Source organism: Clostridium zeae, assembly GCF_017312485.1.
Classification (GTDB): domain Bacteria; phylum Bacillota; class Clostridia; order Clostridiales; family Clostridiaceae; genus Clostridium_AR; species Clostridium_AR zeae.
The window spans coordinates 55,424-77,134 of the sequence record NZ_BMBA01000010.1; the positions used below are offsets into that span (position 1 = coordinate 55,424).

20 protein-coding genes are annotated in these 21,711 nt (G+C 30.4%); 8 read left to right on the forward strand and 12 right to left on the reverse strand.

The features are described 5' to 3' along the window. Positions 1 to 46: 46 nt before the first annotated feature. Positions 47 to 547: a hypothetical protein gene (locus tag J3477_RS23880; RefSeq protein ID WP_206872747.1), complete on the reverse strand. Its 501-nt coding sequence runs from the start codon at positions 545 to 547 to the stop codon at positions 47 to 49. 272 nt (positions 548 to 819) lie between these two features. On the opposite strand from J3477_RS23880, the gene J3477_RS23885 reads away from it, so the two are divergent. Then, on the forward strand, positions 820 to 1,965 hold the full coding sequence (locus J3477_RS23885) for an aminotransferase class V-fold PLP-dependent enzyme (protein WP_206872748.1): 1,146 nt from the start codon (positions 820 to 822) through the stop codon (positions 1,963 to 1,965). 56 nt (positions 1,966 to 2,021) lie between these two features. On the opposite strand, the gene J3477_RS23890 is transcribed toward J3477_RS23885, so the two are convergent. Continuing rightward, the gene (locus J3477_RS23890; protein ID WP_206872749.1) at positions 2,022 to 2,462 is read right to left on the reverse strand and encodes a nucleoside deaminase; all 441 of its coding nucleotides are present in this window, start codon (positions 2,460 to 2,462) and stop codon (positions 2,022 to 2,024) included. Positions 2,463 to 2,746: 284 nt separating this feature from the next. On the opposite strand from J3477_RS23890, the gene J3477_RS23895 reads away from it, so the two are divergent. The 4 genes from J3477_RS23895 to J3477_RS23910 all read left to right on the forward strand — a co-directional run bounded on the left by J3477_RS23895 (position 2,747) and on the right by J3477_RS23910 (position 6,137). After that, positions 2,747 to 3,436, forward strand: a complete 690-nt coding sequence (locus J3477_RS23895; protein ID WP_206872818.1) for a response regulator transcription factor — start codon at positions 2,747 to 2,749, stop codon at positions 3,434 to 3,436. Positions 3,437 to 3,438: 2 nt separating this feature from the next. Next, positions 3,439 to 4,371: a sensor histidine kinase gene (locus J3477_RS23900; protein ID WP_206872750.1), complete on the forward strand. Its 933-nt coding sequence runs from the start codon at positions 3,439 to 3,441 to the stop codon at positions 4,369 to 4,371. 178 nt (positions 4,372 to 4,549) lie between these two features. Beyond that, positions 4,550 to 5,470, forward strand: a complete 921-nt coding sequence (locus J3477_RS23905) for an ATP-binding cassette domain-containing protein (RefSeq protein WP_206872751.1) — start codon at positions 4,550 to 4,552, stop codon at positions 5,468 to 5,470. Further along, on the forward strand, positions 5,463 to 6,137 hold the full coding sequence (locus J3477_RS23910; RefSeq protein WP_206872752.1) for an ABC transporter permease: 675 nt from the start codon (positions 5,463 to 5,465) through the stop codon (positions 6,135 to 6,137). The genes J3477_RS23905 and J3477_RS23910 overlap by 8 nt, the downstream gene beginning before the upstream one ends. A 145-nt stretch (positions 6,138 to 6,282) precedes the next feature. Here the strand turns inward: J3477_RS23910 and J3477_RS23915 are convergent, their stop codons facing one another. Together J3477_RS23915 and J3477_RS23920 are read right to left on the reverse strand one after the other, a co-directional pair. Next, complete coding sequence (locus J3477_RS23915; RefSeq protein WP_206872753.1) at positions 6,283 to 7,533, reverse strand: HlyC/CorC family transporter; 1,251 nt, start codon at positions 7,531 to 7,533, stop codon at positions 6,283 to 6,285. A 144-nt stretch (positions 7,534 to 7,677) separates the two neighbouring features. After that, entirely contained in the window at positions 7,678 to 8,724 is a 1,047-nt protein-coding gene (locus J3477_RS23920) for a phosphodiester glycosidase family protein (RefSeq protein WP_206872754.1), read from the reverse strand. Between the two features lie 377 nt (positions 8,725 to 9,101). Between J3477_RS23920 and J3477_RS23925 the strand changes: the two genes are divergently transcribed. After that, positions 9,102 to 9,632 (forward strand): TetR/AcrR family transcriptional regulator, encoded by a 531-nt coding sequence (locus tag J3477_RS23925; RefSeq protein ID WP_206872755.1) that lies wholly within the window; start codon positions 9,102 to 9,104, stop codon positions 9,630 to 9,632. 77 nt (positions 9,633 to 9,709) lie between these two features. After that, on the forward strand, positions 9,710 to 11,437 hold the full coding sequence (locus J3477_RS23930; RefSeq protein WP_206872756.1) for an MFS transporter: 1,728 nt from the start codon (positions 9,710 to 9,712) through the stop codon (positions 11,435 to 11,437). Positions 11,438 to 11,613: 176 nt separating this feature from the next. Here the strand turns inward: J3477_RS23930 and J3477_RS23935 are convergent, their stop codons facing one another. Further along, a complete protein-coding gene (locus tag J3477_RS23935; protein WP_206872757.1) occupies positions 11,614 to 12,252 on the reverse strand; it encodes a hypothetical protein in 639 nt (212 codons plus the stop codon). Between the two features lie 351 nt (positions 12,253 to 12,603). Between J3477_RS23935 and J3477_RS23940 the strand changes: the two genes are divergently transcribed. Further along, entirely contained in the window at positions 12,604 to 13,314 is a 711-nt protein-coding gene (locus J3477_RS23940; protein ID WP_206872758.1) for a GntR family transcriptional regulator, read from the forward strand. Positions 13,315 to 13,470: 156 nt separating this feature from the next. Here the strand turns inward: J3477_RS23940 and J3477_RS23945 are convergent, their stop codons facing one another. The 7 genes from J3477_RS23945 to J3477_RS26440 form a co-directional block, all read right to left on the reverse strand. After that, positions 13,471 to 14,358, reverse strand: coding sequence for a carbohydrate ABC transporter permease (locus J3477_RS23945; RefSeq protein WP_228731355.1), 888 nt, complete (start codon positions 14,356 to 14,358; stop codon positions 13,471 to 13,473). 3 nt (positions 14,359 to 14,361) lie between these two features. Continuing rightward, a complete protein-coding gene (locus J3477_RS23950; RefSeq protein WP_228731356.1) occupies positions 14,362 to 15,243 on the reverse strand; it encodes a carbohydrate ABC transporter permease in 882 nt (293 codons plus the stop codon). A gap of 163 nt (positions 15,244 to 15,406) precedes the next feature. Then, positions 15,407 to 16,708, reverse strand: coding sequence for an ABC transporter substrate-binding protein (locus J3477_RS23955; protein WP_206872759.1), 1,302 nt, complete (start codon positions 16,706 to 16,708; stop codon positions 15,407 to 15,409). Between the two features lie 333 nt (positions 16,709 to 17,041). Further along, positions 17,042 to 17,920 (reverse strand): ROK family protein, encoded by an 879-nt coding sequence (locus J3477_RS23960; protein WP_206872760.1) that lies wholly within the window; start codon positions 17,918 to 17,920, stop codon positions 17,042 to 17,044. A gap of 241 nt (positions 17,921 to 18,161) precedes the next feature. After that, positions 18,162 to 19,553 (reverse strand): glycoside hydrolase family 1 protein, encoded by a 1,392-nt coding sequence (locus tag J3477_RS23965; RefSeq protein ID WP_206872761.1) that lies wholly within the window; start codon positions 19,551 to 19,553, stop codon positions 18,162 to 18,164. A gap of 116 nt (positions 19,554 to 19,669) precedes the next feature. Continuing rightward, a complete protein-coding gene (locus tag J3477_RS23970; protein WP_206872762.1) occupies positions 19,670 to 21,184 on the reverse strand; it encodes a sialate O-acetylesterase in 1,515 nt (504 codons plus the stop codon). 185 nt (positions 21,185 to 21,369) lie between these two features. Beyond that, a complete protein-coding gene (locus tag J3477_RS26440) occupies positions 21,370 to 21,516 on the reverse strand; it encodes a VanZ family protein (protein ID WP_371876618.1) in 147 nt (48 codons plus the stop codon). Between the last annotated feature and the right edge of the window lie 195 nt (positions 21,517 to 21,711).

The window sequence follows — 21,711 nt, forward strand, 5'->3', positions numbered from 1 at the left end:
CTTGAACTCAGTATAGCAGCTTTTTATCACTAAATATTTTATTAAATTATGCTTCGTCTTCAGTTTTTAGCATCATACTTCTATATCTCTCATTTTTACTGTAATAATTCTCTTCCAAAAACTTATGTGCTTTTTCAAAGTTATCTTGTCCATATATATATGATAACATTGAACATACACTAGACTTAAACCAAATTGAACAAAAGCTTTCATCCAAAAGAAGATATTTAGGCTTGTTTTCATCTGGTCTATTTCCATCTGCGCTTCTTATCTCAACTTCATCTTTTGAATTAATTAAATAATCGAAATGAGCCAGCATCCCCTGCATTACCTTTTCTCCAACCTCAGAATTCTCGTTGGCGATTTGAACAAAATAATATGACCATGCAAAAAGAACATTTTCTTCTAAATTCATCCCAGCTATCTTATCACCTAACGTAGATTTAAAATAATTGTACATAAATCCAGAAACTTTATTTGAATTCTCTTCAAATCTTTGAGCAAATAGGTTCATATCGTAACCTACTAACATTTCTACCTTTTCCATTTCTCTTCTCCCTCCATATATCCTCAATGAACAAGTATCAATTTATATAAAAAATAGTCTTCTGATTGAATTGGTACTGCTTATATTATACCACTTATATACATATAGTTTGTACACTTTATATTTCATTTCAATTAATATTACATATTTTGCCACCTAATCAATAATTTAATCTTCAAAATTTAAAGTTGTTTACCAATATATCTCATAAAACTTCACAACCAATAATATATTTAATATGAAAGTAGCTTTATAAAGTTTGGAGGTATGAAATGAGAACGATTTATTTAAATAATGCCTTCGCTTCTTACCCAAAAATACCTAATCTATATGAAAATATCTTTAAATACTTCGAAATGCTAGAATCAAATAGAAACTTTATAGGATATGTAGAAGAAATAAAGTCCATGATAGAAGAGACAAGAGGCCTTTTATGTAGATTGGTAAACTTCAAGAAGGATGGCAATGTAGTATTTACCTCAAATTCCACACTTGCAATTAATATGATCCTTAAGGGCATACTCAATAAAAATGATCATGTTATTGTTCCATCTGTTGAAAATGATGTTATTATGAAACCCATAAATTCTATGATATATAACGGTTTAGATATTTCAAAAATTCCTTGCACCGAATCAGGTGAACTAGATACCACAATAATTCCTAGATTAATTAATAGACACACAAAAGCAGTTGTCCTATCTCATGTTTCCAATGTATCTGGGACAATCCTACCATTAAAACAAATTGGCGATATTTGCGCTAAATACAACCTTTTTTTTATAGTTGATGCATCCCAAAGTGTTGGAACCATTAGCATAGATAATGAAGAAATTCATGCAGATGCAATAATTTTTAGCGGAAATAAGTATTTACTTGGTCCAGAAGGCATAGGTGGCTTTGTCGGTAGCGATAAACTTATTGATAATATGTCTTCAGCTAGTAACATCAATAGTCAAATTTCACCTAATAGTATTGGTTCTATTAATGAAAAGCTTGAACTGGGAACTTTGAACTATATTGGTATATATGGATTAAACCTTGCATTAAAATTTTTACTCAATATAGGTATAGATAATATTAAATTTAAAACCGATGAATTAACTTCCTTACTTATAAATGAATTATTAAATATACAGGATCTACAAATTATAGGAAGACCTAATAACATCGATAGAAGCTGCATAGTATCATTAAAACTTAATTCTCTAAGTCCTATTACTGTTCACGAAAAACTTTTAGAAGATGGGATTTATACTGGAGTAGGACTATTTTCCAACTCTTCTTATAATAAATTAGTAAATACTTTTCCAAATGGTCTTCTTAGATTAAGCTTTAACTATCTTAATACATTAGAAGATATAATTATTACTGTAGATAAGCTTAATAATATAATTCGAAATGATAAATATAAATAATCAACATTAAATGTCCTAGATAAATAGAGTAAATGCTAATCCTCTATTTATCTAGGTCATTTTTTCCTTCTCTCCTTGAAAAAATCGCTAATTATTAAACTACATCTCTCATCATAGCACCAATTAACCTGTACAAAAAAACTTAGATTTGTATTTTGAGTCAGATTTATAATAGAACCACAAGCCCCTCCATTTGGATCAAATGTTCCTATATGGAGCTTTGATATTCTGCTTTGTATTATAGCTCCTGCACACATAACGCAAGGCTCTAAAGTCACAAACATTTCGCATCCGCTTAGTCTCCACGATCCAAGATTCTTGGAAGCTTCTTCAATAGCAATTATCTCAGCATGGGCCAAAGGAGATTTTCTTTTTTCTCTTAAATTATGCCCTCTTCCTATTATGACCCCATCCTTAACAACTATAGCTCCTACTGGTACCTCATCTAAATCTTTAGCTATAATTGCCTCCTTAAGGGCTTCCTCCATAAAGTTCATACATTCTCATTCCTATCTTTAAATAATATACTTATTACTGTAAAATATAGTATATATTGTACCAATATAATGGTAATACTTTTTTAATACTATAATTAACGATATCTTATATTTTAGCTCAAACCTTTCAAATAATCATTTATTTATAAAATTATATATTTATATATAGATGAACCACTTCATAATTAAATTTATATTTTCAAATTCTCCTCTCAGAACCCAGAGGAGTTTTGAAAATAGATTTCGGATTGAAGTGTTTCATCTTTAGTTAGGAGGGACTTGTTATTTACAACTTATTATTAGTAGAAGACGACCTTGAAATCAACGAATTAGTATATAGCCATCTAAAAAGTGAAGGTTTTTCTATTACTTCAGTTAAAGATGGCGAGCTGGCACTGCAGGAATTTTACAACAACAATTTTGATCTAATACTACTAGATATTATGCTTCCAAAACTTAACGGAAAAGAAGTTTTAAGAAAGATACGAGAAAGTAGTACTATACCTGTTATTATAATCTCAGCTAAAGACAGTGAGTTAGATAAAATACTTGGATTAGAATTAGGTGCAGATGATTACATCACTAAACCTTTTTCATTAAATGAGTTAAATGCCAGAATAAATGCATCACTTAGGCGTATTGGCTACTTTAAAAATTCTCTTCCAAAGCAATCTAAGATTCAAAGAGGTGAACTTACGCTAGACTTAGACAATTATCAATTAATAAAAAATGGAAAACACATAGATTTGACTGCAAAAGAATTTGAAATCATAAAATTATTATTAGAAAATCCTAAGAAAGTATTTACTAAGACACAATTATTTTCATCTATTTGGCAGGATGATTTTATGAAGGATGAAAATACTGTTATGGTTCATATAAGGAGGGTTAGGGAAAAAATAGAGGACAATCCATCTGAACCTAAATATATAAAAACCATATGGGGAATCGGTTATAAATTAGGAGATATATAGCTATGATAAAACTTTTACTGTTCATAATTGTTATGCTATTGGTAATAATCGTATTATTAGTTCTTAAAAACTTAAAGATAAAAAAAGATTTAAGGTATATATCCTTAATCTGCGAAAATATTTCATCTAATAATACTAATCTTAGAATTAAAGTAAATTCTTCAAATAAAGATGTCAAAAAGTTATGCCAATCTATAAATAGTTTAATCAATGAATTTCACAAGCTTCAAATCAGTGATTATGAATCCAGAGAATCAGTGAAAAAGATGCTGTCAAATGTCTCTCATGATTTAAGAACACCACTAACCGTAATGCTTGGCTATATCGACCAAATAAATTATAACAAGAATATTTCCGAGGGTGGTAAAAATGACTACTTAATAAAGCTTGGCAATAAAACTAATGAAGTTATAGAACTTATCAATAAATTCTTTTCCCTAGCCAAGCTTGAATCTGGTGATAATGAAATAGTTTTAGAAAATTTAAATATATCAGAAACACTTCGAGAAATAGTTTTTAACTTTTACAGTCTAATTACTGAAAGAAATCTTTCTATGGAAATAAGCATACCAGATGAAGACATCTATTGTTATGCTAACAAAGAAGCTATAGAGCGGATACTAAACAATCTTATAAGCAATTCTTTAAAATATGGTTATGAAGGAACTACAATTGGTGTTTCTCTATATGAAGAAAACAACTTAGTATGGATTGAGGAATGGGACAATGGTAAAGGTATTAATTTATTAGAGAAAGATAAAGTTTTTCAAAGACTGTATACAATAGAAGATTCACGAAATAAAGACTATTCTGGAAGTGGCTTAGGTCTTACTATAGTTAAAACCTTAGTAAAAAAGATGGGCGGAGACATTTTTTTAGAGAGTTATCCTTATAAAAAAACTACCTTTAAACTCTATCTAAATAAAAATTCTTAATTTATTTAAGAAATTTGTAAGATTTATTTTAAAAATTTTAAAGGTATTTTAACTATACTGTTATTAAAGATTAAGATTTGAATAAAGAACTTATATTTAAGCACCTAGTCGAAATTACTATAATAAAGAAATTTTGATATTACCGTAATTACTTAATAAATATTAGGAGGATTTAATAATGGTATATGCATTAAGAACCTTTAACCTTACAAAAGAATTAAAAAATAAAACAATTGTAGATAATTTAAGCATTAATATAAAAAAAGGTGAGATATATGGTTTCCTTGGAGAAAATGGCTCTGGAAAAACTACTACAATAAAATTAATAGTAAATCTTTTAAGACCAACTTCAGGTTCAATAGAATTCTTTGGTGAACCTATAAACTTAAATAGATCTGAGGTATTAAAAAGAATTGGTAGTGTCATTGAAACTCCTTCATTTTATGAAACTCTTACTGCACGAGAAAATTTAGAAATTCATAAGACTTTGATGGGATATGAAGATAAAGATTGTATCCAAAACGCATTAGATATGGTTAAGCTAGATAACTTTGAAGGAAAGCTTGTAAAAGAATTCTCATTAGGGATGAAACAGAGATTAGGTATTGCAAGGGCAATTCTTACAAAGCCTGAATTTCTAATGTTAGATGAACCTATAAACGGTCTAGATCCTATCGGAATAAAGCATATAAGAGATCTACTAATAACGCTTTCAAAAAAACATGGAGTTACTATACTTATATCAAGTCATATATTAAGCGAGATAGAACAGCTTGCTGATACTATAGGAATAATCCATAAAGGAAAATTGCTTGAAGAAATCGACTACGCAACCATCCAATCTAAAAACAAACATTCTATTGAGCTAACAGTAAATGATGTAAAAAAAGCTGCCTTCTTGCTTACAGAGAAACTTCATATTAATAATTTCGTAATTGATGGCGTAGATACGATACGAGTATATGAAAGATTAGATAGTAGCGCAGTTATAAATAATGTTTTAATCAGTAATGGTGTAGACGTCATGTCATTGAACACTAGAAAAGATTCTTTAGAAGATCACTTTATTTCACTTATAGGAGGAACTAAAAATGCTTAATTTAATAAGAATAGAACTTTTTAAACTAAAAAGAAGATCTAAATTTATAGGTATACTAATAACATTAATTCTTTCCTCCTTAATTATTCTTCCAGTACTTTATAGTGATGAAAAGTTGAGTTCCTGGAATGCTGTAATTATACTTTCCTTTGCTGTGATAAGTTTAATAACAAATGTATTTACATGTATTCTTTCAGGAGAACTATTCATGGAAGAGTATAAGACTAAGACAATAAATATAATGTTCACCTATCCAATAAGTAGAACCAAGATATATTTTTCTAAACTTTTTGTTATGGGCTTATATTGCGGAATAATATCTATACTAGGTGCAATTATATTTTTCTCTGTCGCTAATATAGCAAACTATATACACCCAGCCATTACTGACGCCTTTACAAAAGATATGCTCATAAAAGTATTAGTATTAGCACTACTCTACTCAATATTCAACTCATTTGTTTCCATAATATATTCATTTTTCTCAACTGTTAAAGTATCTATTCCTCTCATGGTTGTATGCTGTATTTTAATATTAAACTCAACTTCAAATAATGATGTGATGAGTTTTTCTCCTTATGCCCTAATACCTCTTGCTATAACAATCATATCAACCATTCTGCTGATTCCTATAATAAGACACTTGAATATTAAGGATGTAATATAATTCATAAACAGAATGACCTTATATAATCTCCAAAGATTATATATAGAATAAAAGACCATGCATAATTAGGGAAACAACTCTCCTCTCATGCATGGTCTCTATTTATTATTAGGATAAATATTAGCTTTCTGTTACTCACTTTTTATTAAGTGTAGATTCTAACTTTCTTTATTCTATTTCGTTCTACTTCTTCAACTACAAATCTTGTATTAAGATAGGATACTTCTTCATTATCTTCAGGCATCTTACCTATCTGCCCTATTATAAAGCCTCCTATAGAATCAAATTCTTCAGACTCTATCTTTGTTCCTATTAGTTCATTTAGATCATTTATTCTCATACTTCCATCTACGATATATTCATCTTCTTTTACCACTTCAATATGCTTATCAGTTTCATCATCATATTCATCTTCAATATCGCCAACAATCTCTTCCACTAAATCTTCTATAGTTACAATCCCCACAGTTCCACCATACTCATCTAGAACTACAGCCATATGGTTTCTAGTTTTTTTCATCTCACCAAAGAGTTCAGTTATTTTCTTGAATTCAAAAGTATAAAGTGGAGTTCTCATATAATCCTTTACTGAAAAATTATTATTTACGTCTTCAGCCAGTATTAAATCTTTTACATTCAAAACTCCTAATATATCATCTATAGTTTCACCATATATAGGTATTCTAGAAAACTGTTCATCTTTTATTATTTGAATTATTTCTTCATAGGTAACTTCTACACTTGCGGCAATTATATCAATTCTCTGTACCATTACATCTTTTACTTGAAGATCTCCAAATTCAAATACATTGTATATCATTTGCTTTTCTTCAATTTCTAGTACGCCTTCTTCTTCACTTACATTTACAATTGTTTTAAGTTCTTCTTCAGTTATAAACTGCTGATTTATATTAGTCTCTCCACCTAGTATTTTTATAAAGAATAGAGATATTCTATTAAATATCCATACAAATGGTTTTAATATACTAACTACTAAACTTATAAGTCCTATTACACGTAAGGAAACAGCTTCAGACTTCTGCTTAGCTAATGACTTTGGAGTTATCTCACCAAATATTAATATTAAAATAGTCATAACTGCAGTAGTTATAGCAACACCCCAATCACTTTTTATAAGTCTTGCAGTGACAGTTGTTGCAAGAGCAGAAGCTCCTATTTTCGCAACATTATTACCAATTAAAATACTTCCTAAAAGTTTATTAGGTTCTTCAGTTAGCTTTTGTACCAGCTTAGCCCCTTTTATATTTTCTTCTACTAAATGCCTTATTCTTATCTTACTTAAAGACATCAAAGCAGTCTCAGCTGCTGAAAAAAAACTAGAAATAGCTAATAAAATTACTAATATTATAAAGTCCCATGTAAGACTCGAGCTCAAAGATCATCACACTCCCATAAAGTACAAAAAATTCCATACAGCTTATTATATCATATTAGGCATTAATTTATTATTAGATGCTTAAAGATGTACCACTTCATAATAAAATTTATATTTTCAGATTGAAGTGGTACATCTTTATCTTTACTTAACTATAAAGGCTGTAGGCAAAGTTCTTGGACCAGCTAAAGATGATGGTTTATTTATTATTTTATCTTTATAGTACATAGTAGTGGATGCTCCTCCATCCAAATTAGCTGCATTATAAACATCATATTGAAGCAATATATCCTGAACATCTCTTAATGTTGCTCCCACACTTGATACTTGACGCCCATCTATAACAAGCATTACTACAGACCCATCTTTTCTTTGACCAATAGCAGTTCTAGGAGCAATCCCCCAGCCACCGTTTCCGCTTTTTATTGTAGGTTCACCATTCACTATTAAAAAAGGTGAAAAAGAAACAGCTTCATTGATATTGTTTTGCCTTATTTGATTTAAAGTATATTTTCCAAGAACTAAAACACCATCATTATTGAAGCCTATTACCGAGTACTCTACTCCTTCTTTCCCGTATACTACTTTTCCTTCATGCACTACTATACCTAGAGGCTTTCCGCCATTTCCTTTACCATTCTCATCTTCAAACCCTCCTGCATTTATACCTACTAAAGCTTTTTCTTCCTTCATTATCTCATCTAATTTCATGCCGCTACTACCAAGTTTAGTAGAAGAAGCCACTGTTATTCTCTTAGGATCATCAATTATTAATATATATCCTTTATATCTATCATTGCTTATATCAATTAGCTTTATTCCATTGTAAGGATCATTAGTATTCTTCTGTTGCCCACTACTTACCTCACTTACAGCTGGAGCAATTGTTTGCACTGCGATTTGAGATATGTCACTATTGACGTCATCTTCTATTTTTTGATTGTCCATTATTTTATTTATTTCTTCATTGCTTAGAAAGAGTGTTGCTATGTATTGGTGTCTAAGAGTTGTCATTGCAGTTGTAACTATAAATTCTTTTATATTTACAAAAGGACCATAGTAAACTAAAGGTATTGATAACGCTAGTCCTATTACTATATTTGCTGAAAAAAGAACTAATCCATGCTTCACTACCTTTAATATTCTCTTCTTCTTTCTATCCTTACTTCTTTCTGTACGAGTCTTTCTCATACTTATCCCTCTCTTCACAATAATTAATTTATATAAAAAATTCGCTGAAGCGACCTTCTTTAGTGAATTTTTTTGCGCATCTGCCTTTCCGAGTGAATATGAGGAAAACTTGGCAGGCGATATATTATTCTTTTTTATTCTTTAAATTATATGATATTTTAAGTCGTTACTCATATTTATCCACAAATATACTTAGGTTATAGATTCCTCTAAAGAATAAAAAATCTTATGTCATTAACTTACATTAAATATAAACTATTTTTTTCCTATTTGAAATTAAATTTTTATAAATTTTAATTTATATGTTGCATTTTATAATATTTGCAATATAATAATATTATTAGTGAACATTGTTCATAAAACAAAGGAGCCTATAAATGCCTAAGATATTACTCAATATTAAAGATAAACTGATTGAAGAAGGTAGATTAGTTCTTACTACTAGCGGTTACAATAATTTTAATATAAGAGATATTGCTAAATCCTGCAACATAGGTATAGGAACATTTTATAATTATTTTTCTAATAAAGATGCTTTAATTATAGAGATAATTACCAACGACTGGGATAAGGTTATTGAACTTTCTAATTCACTTATATATAAAGATATCCATATAAAAGATAAATTATTTTTCATTTATTCTGATATAGATAAATTTTTATCTACCTATATAGATACTTTTATTATGATGACAGCAGATGGCCCTAAAGGATGCCCACACCAATATATATTTGATCAGATTTATGAAGCTTTAGAAAAATCAATTAATATGGCAGTAGAAAAAGAAGAAATAAAACCTTTAATAAGTGCTAAGAAGTTAGCTAAACTCATAATAAATTCTATGACTTTTGCAGTAAAACAAAAAGATATATCATTCGATGAAATATATTATTCAATCAAAATGTAATTTATATCATTTAGTTGAACCAAACTAAATGATTTTATTTTAATTTTAAATGAACATAGTTCAGAAAGGAGCTTCTCATGGCAAAAAATAATCGAACTCTACTACTAATAATCTTTCTATTAGGTATTTTTATCGGTGCTCTAGATACTGGTATTGTCTCTCCCGCTAGAACAGTAATAGCTTCTCAGCTATCAATATCTTCTAGCAGCAGTATATGGATAGTAACTATATATACGCTTGCATATGCAGTCTCTATGCCTATAGCTGGAAAATTTTCTGATAGGTATGGCAAAAAGAAAGTCTTTGCCTTAAGCATTGCTTTATTTGGAATAGGCTCACTACTTTGCGGCATTTCTAATTATGCAGGTAGCTTTTCCTTCCTTCTAGCTGCAAGAGTTATTCAAGCATTAGGTGGTGGAGGAATAATGCCAGTAGCCACAGCTTATATAGGCGAAAGCTTCCCCATTGAAAAGAGAGGTTCAGCACTTGGACTAGTGGGGGCTATGTACGGCGTATCCACTACATTAGGACCAACAGTTGGTTCTGCCTTACTTAACTTAGTAGGCAACTCTAACTGGGGAGTATTATTCTTAATAAATGTTCCCATCTGTATCGGAGTAATAATAACAGCATTACTCATAAAAGACGAAGGTGTTTTAAAAGAGCCTAAAAAAATGGATGTATTAGGCAGCATTATAGTAACAGTATTAATACTTTCCCTAATGTACGCACTTACAAACCTACAATTTCATGACTTTACAAATAGCATAGCTTCAACTAAGGTTTGGCCTTACTTGATAACATTTATAATTCTACTACCTATATTTATAATAGTTGAAAGAAAGGCTTTAGATCCTATATTAAACCTTAAATACTTTACAAATAGAGAGATTGCTCTTACGCTTTTGATTTCCTTCATAACTGGAGCAGGTATGATGGGAATAGTATTTGTACCTCAATTTGGAGAAAACGCCTTGAAATTAAAAACCGGATCAGGTGGTTATCTAGTAACTCTTATGGCTATATTTTCAGGAGTTTCAGCTCCACTAGGAGGAAAGCTCGTAGACAAATATTCACCAAAATTAGTACTGAGTATGGGATTTACCTCTACCTTGATAGGAACTTCGACTTTAGCTTTCATTGTTGCTAAAAATCCATCTTTTATTTCTTTATTAATTGGCTTGGCTTTTATAGGACTTGGTATGGGGTTCTCCATGGGAACACCACTTAATTATCTAATGCAAACAAATGTTGATTCTAGTGAAACAGCATCAGCTCAATCAACACTATCTTTAATTAGATCTATAGGTGTTGCAATATCTCCTAACATACTTATAGGATTTATATCTGAAGCTGGAAAAAATATATCACCTAAGTTGATGACTATACTTCCTAAAGTAACTATCCCAGGCAGCAATACAGCAGTTTCTATGGCTCAAGGAGGCTCATCATCAGTATCTCCTGACCAATTATCTGCTCTTCAAAATGCTGATGTTACAACAATAACTGATGTACTAAAACAATTCAGTAGTTCAATGATAGATAAGTTCTCTCCAATGTTAAAGCAACAATTACAAAATAGTAAGCTTCCAAAAGGAGTAACTGCAGATACCTTGGTTGCCCAATGGAAATCAGATTATCTCGCTCAAATAGATGCAATTAGGTCTTCAATAGAAAATGTTTTTCAAAGCACTTTAAATGAAGGCTTTGCAAAATTATTCATAGGCGCAGCTGTAATAGCACTACTAGGGTTGATATTCACACTTTTATTATCAAACAAGAATAAACCTGTAAGATCTAATTAAAAACTTTAAGAAACTTAACACAAAAATTCTTCCTTGATCAAATAATTTTTGTATTAAAATAAATAAAAGTCTACTAAATATTTTGAGATAAATATTTTAGTAGACTTTCTTACTTTATTAATACTGTTAAAGCAATGTGATGAAATTAAACATAGCCTAACATTTATATATAAGTTCTAATTTGTACCTGAAGCTTGTTCCTGCTTACTTGAATCTGTAGTACTTGAAGATGCTTGATCGCTTGAAGTATCATTACCTTTAGTAGAATCATCGCTAGTACTAGGTGGTGGTGTAGTTGAGTTACCTGTTTGCCCACTGCTTTCAGTTGTACTGCCTGAAGCCTCTTGCTTAGTAGTATCAACTGTAGTATTACTAGAAGATTGTTCATTTTTATTTTCTGCTTTTGTATTCACATTAGAATTATTACTTGTTGAAGAAGCTGAACCTGATTTTGATGTATTGCCTTTACTACTATTTTTACTGGTATTGGTAGACGTATTTGCAGTATTGGATGTATTTTTTGATTGGGAGCCTACACTAGTGTTTGTAACATTTTCTTTAGCAGTACTAGTATCTGTAGAAGTATCCTTAACCTTGATATCAACTTGTTGCTGGCTTGCACTCTCCACTTTAACAGAATTCTTCTCATCCGACTTTAAAGTTTGATCCTTTTTAGTTGATATATCCACATTCTTTATAGCTGTATCCTTAGCAGCTAGATTCCCATATTTATGTATACCTGTAGCTATAGCTGAAATTGTAGCAACTCCAACTACTATGTTTGCCATTATTAATAACTTCTCTTTTTTCCCCATATACCCTCCACTAACAATATGACTTGATTAAAACTACCTTACGCCAACCATAAACTCGTCTAATTTTATTAAATATATTATATCTAATTCATTTATAAATAGCCATATTTATGTACTACTCCCATATTAAATCCATTGTATGCTTATACAAAATTAAACATCTAAATTTACACCTTATTACAAACTAAAAGTATAGTCGCTACATTCCATATAATTATCTATCAACAAAGTTAAACCACTATAAATCCTAGAGTTAAAGTCTTTTCAATATTTATTAAACATCTATATATTATATAGGTATAAAATGTTATAATATAAGTATATACCTATTTTTTTATTTGGGAGAACAATATGACTAAATATATGCAAATAGCAAATGATATAAGAAATCAAATAGTTCAAGGAACACTGCTGGCAAATGAGCAGTTACCATTTGAAAAGGACCTTTGCGAAAAATATGATGCTAGTAAGATGACAGTAAAAAAAGCTTTAGATATTCTAGTATCAGAAGGATTAATAGTAAAAAGAAGAGGTTCTGGCACCTTTGTAAAAAGTATAAGCAGCACTGATATGAATAAATTACTTGTTTCAAATCAATTTAGAGGATTAACGGCTCTATATAGCACCAGGAAGGTTACAAGTGAATTACTAAAATTCGAAGTTATAGCCAGTAATGAAGAGATTAGATCAAAGCTTAACTTAGAAAATGAAGAGTTTGTTTATAGCATACTTCGTGTTAGATATCTAGATAACAATCCTTTTGTCATGGAGAACACCTACATGCCTATAGGGTTGATACCAGGACTAAAAAAACAGCATGCTTTAGACTCTATTTACTCTTACATAGAAAATGATTTAGGGTTAAAGGTTCAAAGTTCACATAGGACTATCCGCGTTAGAAAATCTACTGAGTTAGAACAGGAACATTTAGAATTAGAACCTAATGATCCTGTTGCAGTAGTAGAACAAGTTGCCTATTTTGAAAATGGCAGTGCATTTGAGTACTCTATATCTATTCACAGATATGATCGTTTTGCCTTTGAAACCGTAATTGTACGTTAAAGATAGAATAATACATACTGATTTAATTAAAACTATGCTGATAAAAAAACAAACTTGTTAGAGTAATAATATGAACTCTAACAAGTTTGTTTTTAATATATATTATTTATTTTTATAGAAATCATATATAACTTTTTCAGTGTATAAACCTTACTTTTACTTTACTGATCCTTGTACCCCATTATAAATGTGCTTTTGTAATGATATAAATATAATCAATGTTGGTATTATTACAATCATTATTCCTGCTGCTATTATCTCCCATTGAGATCCCATAGGGCCCTTAAAATTAAATAATGCTGTAGAAATAGTTCTGAGCTTTGGATCCGGCATGTATAAGAATGGCGTATAGAAATCATTGTATATGCCTACTCCACTAAGTATTACTACTGTTGCTATAGCTGGCCTGAGAAGCGGTAATATTATTCTAGTATAAATAGTAAAATATGAAGCTCCATCAAGCATAGCTGATTCATCAAGAGCTACTGGTATCTTATCTAAAAATTGTAGAAATATATACATTGATATTACGTCAGTACCCAAATTTAACAGTAATATAGATCCAATTTTATTGAATAATCCTATCTTTGCTATTATCTTAAACACCACAACTTGATTTGATACAGTAGGAACTAGCATTGCAAAAAGAAATAAACCTAAAATAACTTTTTTACCTCTGAACTTAAATCTATGTAATACATAAGCTATCATAGTTCCAAGAAGTATCTTACCGAATAAAGATATGACAAGTATTATAGCCGTATTCTTAAATCCAGTAACCATGTTTCCTCTAGTAAATGCAGTTACATAATTGTCAAAATTAAAACTAGAAGGTAATGTAAGAGGTCCTGTAGTTTGATATTCAGTACTTGTTTTAAATGAAGTGAAAAGTATAACTAATATCGGTACTATAGTAATCGCTGCTCCTAAGATTAGAGTTGCATACTTAAATATATCAGAAATTATATATTTAACTTTATATTTTATGTCCATTCCGCTTTTAGGTGACTTTGTTTGTATATTTAGAGCCTTATTATTTACCATCGATTAGTCCTCCTCACTTAAAAACTTCTTTTGGATTAATGTTACGCTTATGGAGATTAGTAATAAAACAATTGCCATAGAACAAGCAAGTCCTAACTTTTGATACTTAAAGCCTGTATCAAGAGTCTGAATAACAAATGTCTTACTTCCGTTTGCTCCTTGAGTCATTATATAAGGAATTTCAAATACACTTAAAGCTCCATTTATCCCCAAAACTATATTAAGTACAACTATTCTCTTTATATTAGGTAATATTATACTTATAAATTGTCTCCATCTATTTGCTCCGTCTATTTCAGCAGCTTCATATATTTCTCCATCAATTGATTGGATTGTTCCAAGGAATATTATAAAGTTTCCTCCCATGTACCTCCAAATTGATGTAAATGCTAAGGATATATTTATTATGCTAGGATTGCCTAACCACAATTGTGTGTAGTTTCCAAGTCCCACAGCTTTCATTATAGTATCTAGGGTGCCATTTGGTTGGAAGAAATATAAAAATATAAAGCCTATTGCAACACCATTCAAAAGGTATGGAAAGAAGATTGCACCCTTAAAAAAGTTTTTAAATTTAACCTTAAAACTAAGTATAGTGGCAAAATAAAGTGCTATTGTCATTTGTACGAAGGTGGCTAAAAAATAATAAATACTTGTTTTAAAAACCTTAAAATATTCTGATTTAGAAAAAATAGTTTTATAATTATCAAAAAGAACAAAATTAAAATCTTTTGATATTCCATTCCAATCTGTAAAACTATATTCAAACATTCTAACTAGAGGATAATAGCAGAATACTAATAGTAAAGCCACTGGTACAACTGAAAATAATACGATTATTAACTTTTTTTGAGCACTATAACTCATTTTGCTTACTTTAAACAATAATATATCCCCCTTCTAATAATCTATTAAAACAAGAACCTTGCAGTTCATGCCTACAAAGTTCCTATTTTAAGAAAATAATTCAAATATCCGTTATATATTTACAAAAAGCCTGCTTCAGAAATCCTATTTATCAGAATTTCTGAAGTCCTAGCTTAGTTAATTATTTACTTGAAACAATCTTTGCTCTTGCTGTCTTCCACTTAGAATTTAAATCATTCATTATTTGATCATAAGTTTCCTTTGAATTTCCTATAGCTGCTTCAACTATTCTTCTTCTAAAGTCTGGTTGCCATAAACCAACTTCAGCAGCTTTGTCTATCTTATCATTCCATCCAGCTTGACCTTCCTTAGCAGAAGCTGGCATTAAATATTCAACTCCTAAATCTTTAAACGCTTGTAATGACTTTGGCATTTCTGCTCCTTTTAAAGTTGGTACTGTACCACAGTCTTGCGCATAACCTGACTTCTCTACAAACCAAGTAAGGAACTCTTTTGCTTCAGTAACATGCTTGCTGTTCTTATTTACAGCTATTGGGTAATCAGCTGAAAGGTTTGAGTATGTCTTGCCATTAACTTGATAAGGGAAAGGCATGTACCCTATATCGTCTGCACTTGATGCTTGAGCTTGTATTTGTGCTATAGCAAAGCTTCCAAGCTCCATAGCCCCTATCTTACCCTTAGCCATAAGTGTCTTAGATTGTTCCCAATCTGTTGTAGTTGGATCTTTTTCAATAAGCTTCTTATTAGCTAGATCATACATAAGTTTATATACAATATAATGAGGAGTGCCTGGTGAAAATGGTGAATCAGTGTTTACCATCTCTTGATTAGTATAAGTATTCTTTCCAAATACAGATAATGTATCTGGTTCCCATTGTACTAATGGCCATCCATCTTTATAGTTTGTATAATAAGGAGTAACCTCTGGTAATTTATCTTTTATTTTTTGCATATCACTTAAAAATTCATCTGGAGTCTTAGGAAGCGCTGTGATTCCTGCATCTTTGAAAACCTTTTTATTATAAACCATACCACTTACATTCATATCTGAAGGTATACCATATATCTTACCTCCAAATTCATCTCCAACTCCGTCTAATCCATAATACTTATTAGCTAAGTCTTTTTCATCTCCAAGAGATTCAAAATAATTAGGTCTTTCACTTATAGGAAGAGTATTAGGAATCATTAACACATCTCCATATTCATTCGAAGTCATTCTCGTTTGAGTTTGAGCATCATAGTCTGTATATGCTTCAAACTTTAGCTCTACATTTGGATGATCCTTCTTATAGGTTTCAGCATATTCTTTAAATTTTGTATTTACAAAATCAGTCTTTTGATTAAGGATTGTAAGAGTTATTTTGTCTCCACTTTTTGAGTCACTTTTCGAACCACATCCTGTAAAGATACAAGCCGCTAAAACACAACTCATAACTACAGCTAAAACTTTCTTATTCATTTTCAAATTCCCCCTTTTGATTTATATAATCTTAAGAATATATAATTACATCTTAAAACTATAAGTCCATAGTATTATTTTCATATTAATATACTTTTTATATCGTTTACATATATCTTACAAGGTTATTATAAACTATATTTTTATACATGTCTATATACTTAATAATATAAATATATACTTTTATTTTATGTAGGATATATGTTATTGACAAACTTCATTGATATCTTACATATTCTAACACCTATTAATTCATAGCTATATGTCAACCAACCTATAATCCATTTCCCTTAACCTATATTCATTAATTTATTAACTATTTTGACTAATCTCTTAATTAATGTAGTTATAAACTGCACCAATTAAATTTGAATCATTCATATACTCACATCGTTTTACAGCTGGTCTAACCTTTGCAATTTCTACAGCAGCCATAAGTTCGTCCATTGCCAATTCAATATTATCTATAAGATCTTCCCTTATACTGATGCCGCCACCAATAACTATAACCTCAGGATCATACACATACTGAATGTTATATATTCCAATGGCTAAGCTTTTGTAAAATCGTTTCACTTCTTGTTTAGCAACTTCATCTCCAGCTTCCGCAAGCTTAAATACTTGCTCGCCATCAATAGAAGCATCACTGATTCCTTTAGCTTTTGCATAACTAGCTGCCATATGAACCGGTGTTGCTACTGTACTTAAAGTAGTATAATCTTCTGAGGTTATCATATATCCAAACTCGCCACCATGTAGATTTGCTCCTTTGTGTATCTTTTTGTCTTTAATTACAGCACCACCTACACCAGAGCCTAATATTACAAATAGAACATCTTTATTATCCCTTGCTGCACCTAGCCATACTTCTGCTAAAGCTGCGCAATTAGCGTCATTTTCCATGCTTATATTTGTTATTCCTGTAGCTTTTACTATTTTTTCTTTAATATTAAATCCATGTATACAAGGAACTGCACTTGCTCCACCTATTATTCCAGTGACATCATCTACTGCACCTGGACAGCTCATTGCTATTCCTTCAAAATCATACCTGTCCTCATAATTTTCTTTAACCTCCACTATTCCAGAGATTAATGCATTTATATCTTCCTTAGGAGTTTTTAATTTGCCTTTTTCATATATATTTCCACTTCTATCTAACACTCCATACTTTATGGTTGTCCCGCCAATATCAAAGGTTAATATGCTCATATATACACTCACCTTTCTATGAAAATGCATTTAATTAGAGTTTGTTTTTATATAAATATTAATTTCCCCATAACTTATTTGTAAGATATATGTGTATAGAAAAGTCGCTGAAGCGACTCATACAGTAAAAACTTTTTCCTTAAACGATATTCAGCTGTAGTTGCCCTAAAAACTTTGTAACTCTTAGGACAACATATGCTGATTTTGAGTTTAGTCTTAGGGTAAATTAATATAGTACGGGCTAAAATCCATTATTTTCTGAAACTGCTTTAAACCAATAACCTGATTTCTTTATAGTTTTAATCTGAGTAGCTAAGTCTAAAGATATAAAGCCATATCTGTTTCTATATGCATTCATCCATGACCAACAATCTATTGGAGTCCAAAGATGATATCCAAAACAATTTGACCCTTCTTGTATACCTTTATGAAGAAATTCAAGATGTTCTGTCACAAATTCAATTCTATAATCATCTAAAATCATTCCATTTTCATCTTTAAACTTTTCTTCACCATAAACACCCATTCCATTCTCAGAAACATACCATGGGATATTTTTATAGTTGTCTCTTATATTAATAGCTATATCATACATAGCCTCAGGATATATCTCCCAGTTCTTATGAGGATTTACCCTTCTTCCTGGCATTTCATAGTATTCATAATACTTATCAGGAAGCCAACCGTTCTTTGATTCATCAAATTCATGTTCTACTGCTTTAACTCTTAATGGTTGATAGAAGTTTACTCCAAGAAAATCAATTGTATTATTCTTTATTAGCTCTAGCTCTTCTTCTGTATACTGCCACATAACACCATCTTTTATAAAAATCTCAGCTAAGCCTTCTGGAAAATATCCTAAAACAGCTGGATCAAGAAACATTCTATTATGGAACTTGTTTGCAAAATCTGATGCAGCTAAATCTTCTTTAGAATTAGATCTTGGATATGCAGGAGTAAGATTTAATACTATGCCTATCTTTCCATCTTTACTATTTTCGCTTAATCTAAATTGCTCTATAGATTTTGCTGAAGCAAGATTTAAATTATAGGATACTTGAACAGCTTTCTTGCCATCTATTAAGTTTGGATAATGGAACTGATTTATATATTCACCTTGTACAATTACTATAGGTTCATTAAAAGTTGTCCAATGCTTAACTCTATCTCCAAACAAATCAAAACATACTCTAGAGTACTTTGCAAAAAGCTCAACTACATGCTTTGATTCCCAACCACCATACTTTTCATAAAGTTCTATTGGAAGGTCAAAATGATGTAGGTTTATAACCGGTATCATTCCATTAGCTATGCACTCATCAATCATTTCATTGTAAAATCTTACTGCATCAGCTTCAACCTCTGCAGTTTCAAAATCTTTGATAAGACGTGTCCATTGAATAGACGTTCTAAAAGAATTAAATCCAATAGATTTCATCATTTTCAGATCTTCTCGGAAGCTATTGTAAAAGTTTGAGGCTACATTAGGACCAACTCTATCAAAAAAAGCTTCTGGCTCTATATCATACCAATAATCAAATACACTTCTATGTTTTTTGTTAAATCGTCCTTCTGATTGAGGTCCAGATGTAGCTGCCCCCCACCAAAAATCTTGCGGAAATTCATGTTTCAATTAATATCACCTATCCTTATTGTATTTTTACTTCGATATAGTCGTATGTAATTATTAATTCATTTGTATATATAAATTACTTATATATGATTAATCTGCAAACATATATAAGCTTATTAATATTTGCTTAAAGTATTAAAAGGTGAAGCTGGTAATCCTATATTATTAAATAGATTAATTTCAACATAGTTCTTCCAACCATAAGCAACACCAATTGGTTCATTTACTTTATCACTAGAAACTATAACTCTATCCTCTACTATATAAGCCTTTGCAGGATATAAGTTTCTATTTTTATCATATATTTCAAACCCTTTTAACTCAGTATCATCCTTTATTATCAATTCTCCAGGTAATACATCATCAAAGTTTATTTCTACCTTATTGCCAATTATATTGTATCCATTATATATAGGAGAATGTCCTTTTATTTCTTCCTTATATACATCTTGCCTTGCTACTAAAGCAAGTCTTTCACCTACAGTTTTCTTATTCTTAGGATGTACATCCTCTGCTTCTCCTAAATCTACTGTAACTATCATAGATGTACTTCTTATATTCTTATAAGTATATAACTGTGCATCTCTAACAAGCTGCCAAGTATCAAGCTTCTCATCATTAAACATAGGTAACTGTACAAATACAAAAGGAAGTTCCGGATTTTCCAAGTCCTCTCTCCAACATTTTATAAGTCTACTAAAAAGTTTCTTATACAGATGGGGTTTTGCTGAATCTTCTTCACCTTGATACCAAATAACACCTCTAACCTTAAAAGGAGTTATCTTTCTAAATTTTGTTTTATATAATCCACAAGGTCTTTGATATGATTTTCTTCCCAGTGGCGGCGGCCATGGAACACTACCTATTTCTCCATGAAGTTGTGCCATGGATCTTTCAGGATACTTTTTCTTATATTCCTCTTCTCTTTTGTTGTAATCTTCTTGTGATTTATAGAATTCAGCTGTTAATCTATCTTCTTCTTCATCTGTGAGGTTTTCTATAGCTTTTTTGTACTGTTCTAAATATGCTTCTGATAATTCTTCATCTTCAGCTAAATATTTTTCATTCATCCAGCTAGCTGCAGAGGTACCACCCTTATTACAGTTAACTATTCCTATAGGAACCTTTAAGTCATTATATAAATTCTTAGCGAAATGATATGCAACTGCTGAGTAATATGCCGCTGTATCTGGTGATGCTATACTCCAGCCTGTATCTATTATTCCTTCAGGTAAAACTTCATCACCATTTTCATATACTATATCTGGTACATTATAATATCTTATATCAGGATAATTGGACTGTTCTATTTCTTTTTCTGCTCCTATAGAATCCTTCAGATTAAATTCCATATTAGATTGTCCACCTGCAATCCAAACTTCACCTACTAAAACATTGTTAAAGATTACTTCTTGGTCTTTCGATAATATCTCCAGCTCAAAAGGTCCACCAGCTTTAAGATCTTTAAATATGAGCCTAAACTCACCATCCTCAGCATAGGTTTCAACCTTTTGACCACATATCTTCCCTACTAGTAAATCACCACTTTCAGCTTTTCCCCAAACAACAACCTCAGAATCTCTCTGAAGGACCATATTGTCAGAAAAGATTGGAGCTAATTTAAATCCCAATATTATCACCTCTTATTTTCTTATTTATAAAAAATGATTTCCTTTACATTAATAATATTAGCACAACTCTTATAATAAGTATATACTTTTATTAAATAAATATACCTGTAATTTTATGATTTTGCGCCAAAAAAAGCTTAATCCTAATGATTAAGCTACTCTAAATCAAACTAACATACATACATTTATATATAAACTTTCTTTTTCAACAAAGTATCATATATAAAATACCCCAATGCACCACCAATGGTATTAAATAATATATCATTGATATCCGTAACTCTGGAATTTTGTAATTGCCATACCATTTCTAAGTATTGTACAAGCTCTATGCAAACTTAATTCTGTTTTGCAAAAATAAAAACTGATTAACCCCAACAGTTAATCCATTCTCTCACCATACATTGTATCCCCAGTAGGAAAACAACGCTATATTTATATACATATCGTTATATCCTGCAATCCAGTCTAAACCCTTTAAATATAAAGGTTCATGAAGGTTCTAATCTTATTATATAATTGATTGT